Raw genomic sequence first — 12,660 nt, 5'->3', positions numbered from 1 at the left:
TTCTTTTCTGGCTCGCGATATCACCCCACCGCCGGGAACACCGGCAGCAGCAGATACAGCTTGATGACGATGGCATTGGCGATATCGATAAAGAATGCCCCCACCATCGGCACCACCAAAAACGCCACGTGCGACGGGCCGAAACGATCGGTGATCGCCTGCATGTTGGCGATCGCCGTCGGCGTGGCGCCCATGCCGAAGCCGCAGTGGCCGGCAGCCAGCACCGCCGCGTCGTAGTTTTTGCCCATCACCCGGTAGGTAACGAAGATCGCGTACAGCGCCATGACCAGCGTCTGCACCGCCAGGATCGCCAGCATCGGCAGCGCCAGCGAGGCCAGCTCCCACAGACGCAGGCTCATCAGTGCCATCGCCAGGAACAGCGACAGGCTGACGTTGCCCAGCACCGATACCGCCCGCTCGAACACGGTATAGAAACCGGTGAAGGCCAGCGTGTTGCTGAGGATCACCCCGACGAACAGCACGCAAACGAAGTTCGGCAGTTCAAACACCGTGCCGCTCAGCAGGCCGGCAATCAGCTGCCCCAGGCTCAGACAGATGGCGATCATGGCGATGGTTTCGATCATCACCAGCGAGGTGATCAGGCGGCCGCTTTCCGGCTTCTCGAAGCCGCTCGGCTGCACGCTGTCTTCCGGGGTGCCCTCCGGCGTGGAGGAGTGCTTGACCAGATAGCGCGCCACCGGGCCGCCGATCAGGCCGCCCAGCACCAGGCCGAAGGTGGCGCAGGCCATGGCAACTTCCGTCGCGTTTTCAAAACCGTAGCGCTCGATGAACAGCTTGCTCCAGGCCGCCCCGGTGCCGTGCCCGCCCGACAGGGTGATCGACCCGGCGATCAGGCCCATCAGCGGATCCAGCCCCAGCATTTTCGCCATGCCGATGCCGATGGCGTTCTGCACGATAAGCAAACCCAGCACCACGAACAGGAACACCACCAGCACCTTGCCGCCGGCGCGCAAACGCGCCAGGTTGGCGTTCAGACCGATGGTGGCGAAGAAGGCCAGCATCAGCGGGTCCTTCAGCGACATGTCAAAACTGATTTCCCAGTTGACGAGCTTTTTCAGGGCTAACAGCAGGAGTGCCACCAGCAAACCGCCGGCGACGGGAGCAGGAATGGTATATTTTCGCAGCAGGGGAATGGTCCTGACGCACTTGCCCCCGAGGAGCAAAACCAGCGTCGCCGCGACTAACGTGCCATAAGTATCAAGATGAAACATCCAGGTACTCCATGTAAGGGAAAAGATCCAAATAAAAATAATAAGTTATAGAAAACCACTGAGTTTTTAAACTTGATGAGTGCAGGATTAGAAGTAAAAAACGCTGAGATGACAAGAAAAAATGAATGAAAATGCGACATAAACGAGAAAGTCGGCAACATAATATTTACGCGCAACCGTTTGCTTTTGCGGGGCGGAGCATTAAAATGCCTGCTTTGCCGTATCTGGAAACGCCACACCATGAGCATGTCATCCTCCGAGCTTGATGCCGCGCGCCAAGCCGCCTCAGAACCCCGCGCCAGTGAACTGATTTATCGCCTGGAAGATCGCCCGCCGCTGCCACAAACGCTGTTTGCCGCCGGCCAGCATCTGCTGGCGATGTTCGTCGCGGTGATCACTCCGGCCCTGCTGATCTGCCAGGCGCTGGGCCTGCCGGCGCAGGATACTCAGCACATCATCAGCATGTCGCTGTTCGCCTCCGGTCTGGCTTCCATTCTGCAAATCAAAACCTGGGGACCAGTGGGCTCCGGGCTGCTGTCGATTCAGGGCACCAGCTTCAACTTCGTTTCGCCGCTGATCATGGGCGGTCTGGCGCTGAAAAACGGCGGCGCCGACGTGCCGACCATGATGGCCGCGCTGTTCGGCACCCTGATGGTCGCCTCCTGCACCGAAATTCTGCTGTCGCGCGTGCTGCATCTGGCGCGCCGCATCATCACCCCGCTGGTTTCCGGCATCGTGGTGATGATCATCGGCCTGTCGCTGATTCAGGTCGGCCTGACTTCGATCGGCGGCGGCTATGCCGCGATGAACGATCACAGCTTCGGCTCGCCGAAAAACCTGCTGCTGGCCGGCGCGGTGCTGGCGGTAATCATCCTGCTGAACCGCCAGCGCAACCCTTACCTGCGCGTGGCTTCGCTGGTGATCGCCATGGCGGTCGGCTATCTGTTGGCCTGGGCGATGGACATGCTGCCCGCCGACGCGCCGGCGGCGCCCACGGCGGCGATCACCATCCCCACGCCGCTCTATTACGGCCTGGGCTTCGACTGGAACCTGCTGCTGCCGCTGATGCTGATCTTTATGGTCACCTCGCTGGAAACCATCGGCGACATCACCGCCACTTCCGACGTCTCCGAACAGCCGGTCAGCGGGCCGCTGTACATGAAGCGCCTGAAGGGCGGCGTGCTGGCCAACGGCCTGAACTCGATGCTGTCGGCAGTGTTCAACACCTTCCCCAACTCCTGCTTCGGCCAGAACAACGGCGTGATCCAGCTGACCGGCGTCGCCAGCCGCTACGTCGGCTTCGTGGTGGCGCTGATGCTGATCGCGCTGGGGCTGTTCCCGGCGGTGGCCGGCTTCGTGCAGCACATCCCTGAGCCGGTGCTGGGCGGCGCGACCATCGTGATGTTCGGCACCATCGCCGCCTCCGGCGTGCGCATCGTGTCGCGCGAGCGCCTGAACCGCCGCGCCATCATGATCATGGCGCTGTCGCTGGCCGTCGGCATGGGCGTCTCCCAGCAGCCGCTGATCCTGCAGTTCGCGCCGGACTGGCTGAAAACCCTGCTCTCTTCCGGTATCGCCGCCGGTGGTATTACCGCCATCGTGCTGAACCTGGTGTTCCCGCAGGAACACGAGAAAAAGTAACCCGTCCCTTGACGTTCAAACGGCCGCCTGCGGCCGTTTTTTATTGTCTATCAGACCATTGCCCTTGAGATGCCCGGCCAATTGCGGCATAAACAGGGTATCTTTTTTGACCGATGCGGATGTAGACGATGAAATTTATCGGAAAGCTGTTGCTGACGTTGCTGCTGCTGGTGGTGCTGGCGGCGGTGGTGCTGTATCTGGTGGGGCAAACCCGCTGGGCGGCAGGCCGCCTGAGCGCCTGGATCAGTGGCAACAGCGAATACCGCCTGTCGATAGGAAAAATCACCCATTCGTGGAGCCAGCCGGACCAGATCGCTCTGGAAGAGGTGCAGCTGGCGCGCAACGGCCAGCCGCAGGCGCTGGTCGCCAAACGCGTCGAGCTCGGCCTCAGCCTGCGCCAAATCACCGAACCGCGCTATTTCCACAGCGTCACGCTGCGCGACGGCACGCTGAACGTGCAGCCGCAGGCGGCGGCGCTGCCTGTACAGGCTGACGTACTGCAGCTGAGCAACATGGCGTTGCAGTCCAACGATAACGAGTGGCAGCTCAACGCGCAGCAGGTCAACGCCGGCATCACGCCATGGCGCCCGCTGGCCGACCATTTGCTGGGGGACAACAACCAGTTCCAGTTCAGCGCCGGTTCGATGACGCTGAACGGCATTCCCGCCTCGAAGGTATTGGTGCAGGGAGAGCAAAAGCAGGGTCAGCTGCTGTTGAACAACTTTGGCGCCGACCTGGCGCAGGGTGACCTGACCGGCGTGGCCAGCCGCGCCGTCGACGGCAGCTGGCAGGTGGATCGCCTGCGGCTGAGCGGCGTACGCCTGCAAACCCCGTTGACGCTGGCGGAGTTCATGCAGCGCTTCACCACCTTGCCACCGGTCACCCTCAAGCGGTTCGATCTGATCGACGCGCGTCTGGAGGGCAAAGCGTGGGCGTTTAACGATCTCGATCTGTCGCTGCAAAACGTCAGCGTCGAAAAGGGCGACTGGCGCAGCGAGGACGGCTCGCTCAACTTCAACGCCGGCGATGTGATCAACGGCGGCTTCCACCTGATCGACCCGATCGCCACCCTGCGGCTCTCTTCCGCCGGCATCGCCATTCAGCAGTTCACCACCCGCTGGGAAGGCGGCCTGTTGCGCGCCTCCGGCAGCTGGCTGCGCGCCGGCAAACGCCTGCAGCTGGATGAAGTGGCCATGGCGGCGCTGGAATACACTCTGCCGATCGACTGGCGCGAGCTGTGGCTGAAACCGCTGCCGGATTGGCTGAACGAGGTGTACGTCACCAAGCTGACCACCAACCGCAATCTGATTATCGACATCAACCCGGCGTTCCCGTTCCAGATCACCGCGCTGGACGGCTACGGCAGCAACCTGCTGCTGGCGCGCGACCACCAATGGGGCGTGTGGTCCGGCTCGCTGAACCTGAACGGCAGCGAGGCCACCTTCAACAAAATCGACGTGCGACGCCCTTCGCTGGCGCTGAACGCCGACGCCAGCCAAATCAACGTCACCGAGCTCAGCGCCTTTATGCCGAATGGACTGCTGGAGGCCAAAGCGAGCGTCGATCAGCTGCCGGGCAAACCGTTCCAGCTGACGCTGCACGGCCGCTCGGTACCGCTCAATACCTTGCAGCAATGGGGATGGCAGCCGGTGCCGCTGACGGGCGACGGCAACCTCGAACTGCAGTTGAAAGGGCTGTTGAACAGCGACGGGCCGTTCAAAGCTTCATTGAAGGGCAATCTGCAGGCCACCGCCGGCGATGGCCAAGCGGTGAACCAACAGCTGCCGTAATCTATCGCGCGGCCCGCCATCAGGACAGGGCCGCCGTTTTACTCTTCCAGCGCTTCGGAACCGCCCTGATCCAGCGGCACATCCGGCTCGGCCGGCAACACCATGTAGGTGCCTTCGAACACCGCGCCCTTATCCTCATCGCCGAACAGATGCACTTCGGCGTGTACGCGCGCGCGGCGGCCGCGCGCCAGACGCGCCAAATCGCCGCTCAGCGAACCGAGATCCGCCACCGCCCGCGGTCTGCCGGTGATCGGTTTGCTGTAACGAATGTGCGCGTCCGCCAAAATGATGGTGCCGCCCAGATGGCGCTCGCGCAGCAGCAGCCAAATCAGCCCCCAGGCGGTCAGCGTCGCCAGTGAGAACAGGCTGCCGGCGAACAGGGTATGGTGCGGGTTCTGGTTGCCGATCTCCGGCATGGTGGTGACGAAGCGCTGGCCGGTGTACTGGCTGATGCGCACGCCCATCTTTTCGCTCAGCGGGATGTGTTCATACCAGGCCTGCTGCAGTTGGCCGCACCAGTCGGGGCGATGCAGGATATCGTCCAGCGTCGCCACCGGTTTGATCATCAGAAAGTGGCGGATCGGGGTGGTTTGCGGCGCGGTGATCTCCCCCTGGTTGACGAACCCCAGCTTGGCGAAGAAATCTACCGCGTCTTCACGGGCGCTGCACACCACCCGCTTCACGCCTTCCTGCCGCGCAACGGATTCCAGCGTCATCGCCACCAGCGTCCCCAACCCTTTATCCTGCAGCGTCGGGTCTACCGCCAGAAAACGAATCGCCGCCTCATTGTCGGCATTGATATACAGCCGCCCAATGGCGACGATTTTACCGACCTCGTCCACCACCATTTGGTGATGGGCCATGGCGTCATAGGCATCCTTTTCCGAACCCACCGGCTGGTGCAGCGGCTTGCGCAGCATTTCCCAGCGAAACTGGTAATACTCCTTCAGTTCTTGCTCTGTTACGGGTACTCGTAGGTGATACATAGACGCCTGTTCTCCGAATGCTTAGACCTGTAGCCAGAATGTCACCGGACCATCGTTGACCAGCGCCACCTGCATGTCGGCGGCGAACTCGCCGGTCTGGGTCTCTATGCCGCGCTCGCGGCACTGGCCAACAAAATATTGATACAACCGATCGGCTTCCTGCGGCGCGGCGCCGCGCGAGAAGCTGGGGCGCATGCCCTTTTGGGTGTCCGCCGCCAGGGTGAACTGCGAGACGACCAGCACGCTGCCCCCGGCCTGCTGGACGTTGAGGTTCATCTTGTCGTTCTCGTCGCCGAAAATGCGGTATCCCAACACGCGTTCGCACAGGCGCTGCGCTTTTTGCTCGTTATCGCCCTGCTCCACGCCCAATAACACTAACAAACCGGGGCCAATCTTGCCTACCGTCTCGCCACCTACCGTGACGCTGGCGTTTAACACCCGTTGAATCAACGCAATCATTCCTGCTGCCCTTCTGGTTTTGGTTCCTGTTGCTCCGCCTTCTGCCGGCGGTAGTCGCGGTATTCGCCGATGGTCGCGGTGATTTCCGCACCGAGTAACACGATACACCAGCTCCAGTAGACCCACAGGAATAAAATCGGGATCACTGCCAGCACACCGTAAATCAGCTGATAGGAGGGGAACATGGTGACGTACAGCGCGAACCCCTTCTTACCCAGCTCGAACAGCAATCCGGCCACCACCGCGCCAATCAGCGCGTCTTTGGGCGGCACCCGTACCGTCGGCACGATGCAATACAGCAGCCAGAAGGAGATACACGACAAAATCAGCGGAAAGATGCGCAGCACCTGATCCACCAGACCGTTGACCCCGGTCTGAGTCAGCCAGTTGAGCGACAGCAGGTAGGAGCTGATGGCCATACTGGCGCCCACCAGCAGCGGCCCCAGCGTCAGCACCATCCAGTACACGGCGAAGGAGAAGACGATCGGCCGCTTGTTCTTGCTGCGCCAGATGGTGTTCAGCACGCTGTCCACCGAGGAGATCAGCAGCAGCGCGGTGACGATCAGCCCGCAGGTGCCGACGGCGGTCATCTTGTTGGAATTGGCAACGAACTGCTCCAGGTAGTTCTGGATCACGTTGCCGGCGGCCGGCACGAAATTGGCAAAAACAAAGCTCTTCAGCTGTTCGCTGATGTCGGCAAACATCGGGAAAGCGGCGAACAGCGCGAACACCACGGTGACCAGCGGCACCAGCGACAGCAGGGAAACATAGGCGAGATGGCCCGCCAGCATCGTCAGGCCATCGTTGTCGATGCGCTGGTACAGCAAACGTCCGAAGGTAACGCCGGGCTTAATCGCAGGGGGCAGCTTCTTGCGGCGGAAAAACGACATGGTCACTCCTTGATGCCAGTTGATACGCCTTAAGCTTAACGCGCCCTGCGCTCATTGGGCAAAATAGGCCGGCACCACGTCGCGATCGGTGACGTGCACCGTCTTGATCCCCAACGCCTGCGCGGCGAGGACGTTCGCCGGGTGATCGTCGAAGAACACCGCGTCGGCGGCGGCGGTGTTTTCCGCGGCCAGCACATGTTGATAGATCTCGGCTTCCGGCTTGCGCATGCCGAGATCTTGCGACAGGTAGAGATGATCGGCAGCGGCGGCCACTTCAGGATAGTGCTGCGGCCAGTAGTTGCAGTGCAAACGGTTGGTGTTCGACAGCACCACCACCCGGTGGCCTTCGTTGCGCAGGCGCTGCATGATGTCGATCACTTCCGGGCGCAGCGCGACGAATACCGCCTGCCAGCCGGTGGCGAACTGCTCGAAGCTGAGCGCGATGCCCATTTCATCGCACAGCTTGCCGGCGAAGTCTTCGTCGCTGATTTCACCGCGTTCATGTTGCTGGAACACCTCACCCATGGCGAAACGATCGGACAGCACCGCCAACGGCGTGCCGCTCAAATTGCTCCACACGCCCAGCACACGCTTGAAATCGATATCGACGATCACATTACCTAAATCAAAGATATACAGCATAGTCCTCTCCTGATGGGCCGGTGAGATTTCACTGTAGCGGGAAAAGGAACAGCTGAACAGGGAGCGAACGGAAAAGCGCATAGCGCGCCGCACAAACGGGGAACAACAGAGGAAAAAACTCAGGGCGCGAGAACCGCGCCCTAAGCAGGGGACACTCAATCAGCGATTAAGCGTCTTTAGGACCGCGGCTGGCACGCTTACGATCGTTTTCCGTCAGGTGACGCTTACGGATACGGATCGAGGTCGGCGTCACTTCTACCAGTTCGTCGTCATCGATGAACTCCAGAGCTTGCTCCAGGGTCATTTTGATGGCCGGAACCAGGGTAGTCGCTTCGTCAGTACCGGAAGCACGCATGTTGGTCAGCTTCTTACCGGTCAGGCAGTTTACGGTCAGGTCGTTGGAACGTGAGTGAATACCGATGATCTGGCCTTCATACACTTCCGCACCGTGGCCCAGGAACAGCTTACCGCGATCCTGCAGGCCGAACAGCGCGAACGCGACCGCTTTGCCCTGGCCGTTGGAGATCAGCACGCCGTTCTGACGTTGGCCCACTTCACCCGGACGCACGTCGTCGTAGTGGCTGAAGGTGGAGTACAGCAGACCGGTACCCGAAGTCATGGTCATGAATTCGTTACGGAAGCCGATCAGACCGCGGCTTGGGATCACGTAGTCGAGACGCACGCGGCCCTTACCGTCTGGATCCATGTTTTTCAGGTCGGCTTTACGCTCGCCCATCGCCTGCATCACGGAACCCTGATGCTGCTCTTCGATATCCAGCGTCACGTTCTCGAATGGCTCCTGCTTGCGGCCATCGATTTCGCGGAAGATAACTTTCGGACGGGAAACCGCCAGCTCGAAACCTTCACGACGCATGTTTTCGATCAGCACCGACAGGTGCAGCTCGCCACGACCGGATACGCGGAAAGCGTCCGCATCGTCGGTTTCTTCGACGCGCAGCGCCACGTTGTGCACCAGCTCTTTGTTCAGACGATCAAGGATCTGACGCGAGGTCACGTACTTACCTTCTTTACCGCAGAACGGCGAGGTGTTGACGTTGAAGAACATGGTTACGGTCGGTTCGTCGACGGACAGCGCCGGCAGCGCTTCTACGGCGTTGGTGTCGCAGATGGTGTCGGAGATGTTCAGCTCGCCCAGGCCGGTGATGGCGATGATGTCGCCCGCTTCCGCCAGGGTGCTGTCGATACGCTCCAGACCCAGGTGGCCCAGCACTTTGCCCACTTTACCGTTGCGAGTTTTGCCTTCGCTGTCGATGATGGTGACCTGCTGGTTCGGCTTCACTTTACCGCGCTTGATGCGGCCGATGCCGATAACGCCCAGGTAGTTGTTGTAGTCCAACTGGGAGATCTGCATCTGGAATGGCGCTTCCAGCTCAACCTGCGGCGCAGACACGTGGTCGACGATCGCCTGATACAGCGGGGTCATGTCTTCCGCCATGTCAGTGTGATCGACGCCGGCGATGCCGTTCAGCGCAGACGCATAAATGATCGGGAAGTCGAGCTGCTCGTCGGTCGCGTCGAGGTTCACGAACAGGTCGAACACCTGATCCACAACCCAGTCAGGACGCGCGCCTGGACGGTCAACCTTGTTGATGACCACGATCGGCTTCAGACCGTTGGCGAAGGCCTTCTTGGTCACGAAGCGGGTTTGCGGCATAGGGCCATCCATTGCATCCACAACCAGCAGCACCGAGTCAACCATCGACATCACGCGCTCTACCTCGCCGCCGAAGTCGGCGTGTCCTGGGGTATCCACGATGTTGATACGGTAACCGTTCCAATTAATGGCGGTGTTTTTTGCGAGGATGGTAATCCCACGCTCTTTCTCCAAATCGTTGGAGTCCATTACGCGTTCGGTGGCTTCCGCACGCTCTCCGAAAGTACCGGATTGTTGCAGCAGCTTATCAACCAGGGTGGTTTTACCATGGTCAACGTGGGCAATAATGGCGATGTTACGCAAATTTTCGATCACAGCTTTGCCTCGGGCATTAGAAATAGCGCGCTATTGTACACGTATTAAGCGAGGGACTAAACAAGATCACAACCATCTCTTATAAACAACCGCATACCGGTCAGTTTGTGATCCCTTTCACGGTGCAAAAAGCCGCAATCGTTGCACTTTTGCACCATTTCGGTGCCCACGCCCACCCCAATTGCACCATAACAGTGCAAATTATCGCTGATGGTGCATACTGTGGCTGGGTAAAACCCGCGCAGAAAGGCGATGAAAGCCTTTTTTAAAAGTTGGCACGCTTTTCGCTTTAGTCTTTTCAAGGCGAAAAAAAGCCAGTTCCACAGATTCGTTCCACGACGACGACAATGATAAACCGGGAGAGTTAAGTATGTCCGCTGAACACGTTTTGACGATGCTGAATGAGCATGAAGTGAAATTCGTAGACCTGCGTTTCACTGACACCAAGGGTAAGGAACAACACGTGACTATCCCGGCTCACCAGGTAAACGCCGACTTCTTCGAAGAAGGTAAAATGTTTGACGGCTCCTCTATCGGTGGTTGGAAGGGCATCAACGAATCTGACATGGTACTGATGCCGGACGCCAGCACGGCGGTTCTGGATCCGTTCTTCGAAGAACCTACGCTGATCATTCGCTGCGACATTCTCGAGCCGGGCACCATGCAAGGCTACGATCGCGACCCGCGCTCCATCTCTAAACGCGCCGAAGACTTCCTGCGCTCTTCCGGCATCGCGGACACCGTGCTGTTCGGGCCAGAGCCTGAATTCTTCCTGTTCGACGACATCCGCTTCGGCAGCAGCATCCGCGGTTCCCACGTGGCCATCGACGACATCGAAGGCGCCTGGAACTCCGGCACAAAATACGACGGCGGCAACAAAGGCCACCGTCCGGCGGTGAAAGGCGGTTACTTCCCGGTTCCGCCGGTCGACTCTTCGCAGGATCTGCGTTCTACCATGTGTCTGACCATGGAAGAGATGGGCCTGGTGGTTGAAGCGCACCACCATGAAGTGGCGACCGCCGGTCAGAACGAAGTGGCAACCCGCTTCAACACCATGACCAAGAAAGCCGACGAAATTCAGATCTACAAATACGTGGTGCACAACGTAGCGCACGCCTTCGGCAAAACCGCGACCTTCATGCCGAAGCCAATGTTCGGCGACAACGGTTCCGGCATGCACTGCCACATGTCGCTGTCCAAGAACGGTACCAACCTGTTCGCCGGCGACAAATACGGCGGCCTGTCTGAAACCGCGCTGTTCTACATCGGTGGCATCATCAAGCACGCCAAAGCGATCAACGCCCTGGCCAACCCGACCACCAACTCCTACAAACGTCTGGTGCCGGGCTACGAAGCGCCGGTGATGCTGGCTTACTCCGCCCGTAACCGCTCTGCGTCTATCCGCATTCCAGTGGTTTCCAGCCCGAAAGCGCGCCGCATCGAAGCCCGCTTCCCGGATCCGGCGGCTAACCCATACCTGTGCTTCGCCGCACTGCTGATGGCCGGCCTGGACGGCATCATCAACAAGATCCACCCTGGCGACGCCATGGACAAAAACCTGTACGACCTGCCGCCGGAAGAAGAAGCCGAGATCCCAAAAGTGGCCGGCTCGCTGGACGAGGCGATGGCCGCACTGAACGAAGACCGCGAGTTCCTGACCCGCGGCGGCGTGTTCACCGACGATGCGATCGATGCCTACATCGAACTGCGCAAAGAAGAGATGGACCGCGTTCGCATGACGCCACACCCGGTTGAGTTCGAACTGTACTACAGCGTCTAAGCCCGACCCGCGCCGTCTGCAGAGGCGGACGGCGCCCACATTTTTGTTATCGCTTTTTTGTTGCCGTGGAAACTTTCAGCCCATCTTCGGATGGGTTTTTTTCTCCACCGTATTTTCTGCAAAACTATTCCATACCGCGCCGATCCCGGATGGAGTAGGATAGATGCACTAAAAAGGTGCAGGAGTCTGCTGTATGGCAACTGGCAAGCTGCCCGATGCTGGGCAGATCCTCAATTCACTCATCAACAGCATCCTGCTGTTGGATGACTCACTGGCGGTTCACTACGCCAACCCGGCGGCACAGCAGTTGCTGGCGCAAAGCTCCCGCAAGCTGTTCGGCACCCCGCTGCCCGATTTGCTCGGTTATTTTTCGCTGAACGTCTCGTTGATGCGTGAAAGCCTGCGCGCCGGTCAGGGCTTCACCGACAATGAAGTGACCCTGGTGGTCGACGGCCGCGCGCATATCCTTTCCCTGACCGCTCAGGCTCTGCCGGAAGGCTATATCCTGGTCGAGCTGGCGCCGATGGACAATCAGCGCCGCCTGAGCCAGGAACAGTTGCAGCATGCCCAACAGGTGGCGGCCCGCGATCTGGTGCGCGGTTTGGCGCACGAAATTAAAAATCCGCTGGGCGGCCTGCGCGGCGCGGCGCAGCTGCTGGCCAAGGCGCTGCCCGATCCGGCGCTAACCGAGTACACCAAGGTGATCATCGAGCAAGCCGATCGGCTGCGCAATCTGGTGGATCGCCTACTCGGGCCACAGCGGCCCGGCCAGCACATCACCCAAAGCATCCATCAGGTCGCGGAGCGCGTCTGCCAGCTAGTGTCGCTGGAAATGCCGGATAACGTCACGCTGGTGCGCGACTACGATCCGAGCCTGCCGGAAATGGCCCACGATCCGGATCAGATAGAACAGGTGCTGCTGAACATCACTCGCAACGCGCTGCAGGCGCTGGGTGAAGCGGGCGGCACCATCACGCTGCGCACCCGCACCGCGTTTCAGATCACGTTGCACGGCACCCGCTACCGCCTGGCGGCGCGCATCGACGTCGAAGACGACGGCCCCGGCGTACCGGCGCAGCTGCAGGACACGCTGTTCTATCCGATGGTCAGCGGCCGTGAAGGCGGTACCGGCCTGGGATTATCCATCGCCCGCAATCTTATCGATCAGCATTGCGGAAAAATTGAATTCAACAGTTGGCCAGGTCATACCGAATTCTCGGTCTACCTGCCCATTCGTCAGTGAGGTTTGC

General features: G+C 60.0%; 10 protein-coding genes. 4 read left to right on the top strand and 6 right to left on the bottom strand.

Going from position 1 to position 12,660, the window contains the following annotated elements; genetic code table 11:
• Positions 1–20: 20 nt before the first annotated feature.
• Positions 21–1,232, bottom strand: a complete 1,212-nt coding sequence (gene gltS / locus GKN89_RS19855; RefSeq protein ID WP_038872558.1) for a sodium/glutamate symporter — start codon at positions 1,230–1,232, stop codon at positions 21–23.
• A 240-nt stretch (positions 1,233–1,472) separates the two neighbouring features.
• Between gltS and GKN89_RS19850 the strand changes: the two genes are divergently transcribed.
• Positions 1,473–2,873 carry an NCS2 family protein gene (locus GKN89_RS19850; protein WP_019452186.1) on the top strand — a complete coding sequence of 467 codons (1,401 nt, stop codon included), beginning with the start codon at positions 1,473–1,475 and terminating at the stop codon, positions 2,871–2,873.
• A gap of 128 nt (positions 2,874–3,001) precedes the next feature.
• Positions 3,002–4,663: an AsmA family protein gene (locus tag GKN89_RS19845; protein WP_154747615.1), complete on the top strand. Its 1,662-nt coding sequence runs from the start codon at positions 3,002–3,004 to the stop codon at positions 4,661–4,663.
• Positions 4,664–4,701: 38 nt separating this feature from the next.
• Here the strand turns inward: GKN89_RS19845 and fabY are convergent, their stop codons facing one another.
• The 5 genes from fabY to typA form a co-directional block, all read right to left on the bottom strand.
• A complete protein-coding gene (gene fabY / locus GKN89_RS19840; RefSeq protein ID WP_025160304.1) occupies positions 4,702–5,649 on the bottom strand; it encodes a fatty acid biosynthesis protein FabY in 948 nt (315 codons plus the stop codon).
• A gap of 21 nt (positions 5,650–5,670) precedes the next feature.
• Positions 5,671–6,108 (bottom strand): D-aminoacyl-tRNA deacylase, encoded by a 438-nt coding sequence (gene dtd / locus GKN89_RS19835; RefSeq protein WP_074053614.1) that lies wholly within the window; start codon positions 6,106–6,108, stop codon positions 5,671–5,673.
• On the bottom strand, positions 6,105–6,998 hold the full coding sequence (locus GKN89_RS19830; RefSeq protein ID WP_063918305.1) for a virulence factor BrkB family protein: 894 nt from the start codon (positions 6,996–6,998) through the stop codon (positions 6,105–6,107). The genes dtd and GKN89_RS19830 overlap by 4 nt, the downstream gene beginning before the upstream one ends.
• 51 nt (positions 6,999–7,049) lie before the next feature.
• Positions 7,050–7,640 carry a glucose-1-phosphatase gene (yihX, locus tag GKN89_RS19825; protein WP_154747614.1) on the bottom strand — a complete coding sequence of 197 codons (591 nt, stop codon included), beginning with the start codon at positions 7,638–7,640 and terminating at the stop codon, positions 7,050–7,052.
• A 166-nt stretch (positions 7,641–7,806) separates the two neighbouring features.
• Positions 7,807–9,630: a ribosome-dependent GTPase TypA gene (gene typA, locus GKN89_RS19820; protein ID WP_004931243.1), complete on the bottom strand. Its 1,824-nt coding sequence runs from the start codon at positions 9,628–9,630 to the stop codon at positions 7,807–7,809.
• A 370-nt stretch (positions 9,631–10,000) separates the two neighbouring features.
• Between typA and glnA the strand changes: the two genes are divergently transcribed.
• Both glnA and glnL read left to right on the top strand, forming a co-directional pair.
• Entirely contained in the window at positions 10,001–11,410 is a 1,410-nt protein-coding gene (glnA, locus tag GKN89_RS19815) for a glutamate--ammonia ligase (protein WP_019452181.1), read from the top strand.
• A 193-nt stretch (positions 11,411–11,603) separates the two neighbouring features.
• On the top strand, positions 11,604–12,653 hold the full coding sequence (glnL, locus tag GKN89_RS19810; RefSeq protein WP_004931246.1) for a nitrogen regulation protein NR(II): 1,050 nt from the start codon (positions 11,604–11,606) through the stop codon (positions 12,651–12,653).
• Positions 12,654–12,660 lie beyond the last annotated feature (7 nt).

Origin of the sequence: Serratia sp. YC16, assembly GCF_009707615.1 — a bacterium.
Taxonomy (GTDB): Bacteria; Pseudomonadota; Gammaproteobacteria; order Enterobacterales; family Enterobacteriaceae; genus Serratia; species Serratia surfactantfaciens.
This window is presented reverse-complemented; position numbering and strand designations above follow the sequence as displayed.

Excerpts from the sequence above, each read along its gene's own strand:
- gltS (WP_038872558.1), bottom strand. The coding sequence starts at position 1,232 with ATGTTTCATCTTGATACTTATGGCACGTTAGTCGCGGCGACGCTGGTT.
- GKN89_RS19850 (WP_019452186.1), top strand. The coding sequence starts at position 1,473 with ATGAGCATGTCATCCTCCGAGCTTGATGCCGCGCGCCAAGCCGCCTCA.
- GKN89_RS19845 (WP_154747615.1), top strand. The coding sequence starts at position 3,002 with ATGAAATTTATCGGAAAGCTGTTGCTGACGTTGCTGCTGCTGGTGGTG.
- fabY (WP_025160304.1), bottom strand. The coding sequence starts at position 5,649 with ATGTATCACCTACGAGTACCCGTAACAGAGCAAGAACTGAAGGAGTAT.
- dtd (WP_074053614.1), bottom strand. The coding sequence starts at position 6,108 with ATGATTGCGTTGATTCAACGGGTGTTAAACGCCAGCGTCACGGTAGGT.
- GKN89_RS19830 (WP_063918305.1), bottom strand. The coding sequence starts at position 6,998 with ATGTCGTTTTTCCGCCGCAAGAAGCTGCCCCCTGCGATTAAGCCCGGC.
- yihX (WP_154747614.1), bottom strand. The coding sequence starts at position 7,640 with ATGCTGTATATCTTTGATTTAGGTAATGTGATCGTCGATATCGATTTC.
- glnA (WP_019452181.1), top strand. The coding sequence starts at position 10,001 with ATGTCCGCTGAACACGTTTTGACGATGCTGAATGAGCATGAAGTGAAA.
- glnL (WP_004931246.1), top strand. The coding sequence starts at position 11,604 with ATGGCAACTGGCAAGCTGCCCGATGCTGGGCAGATCCTCAATTCACTC.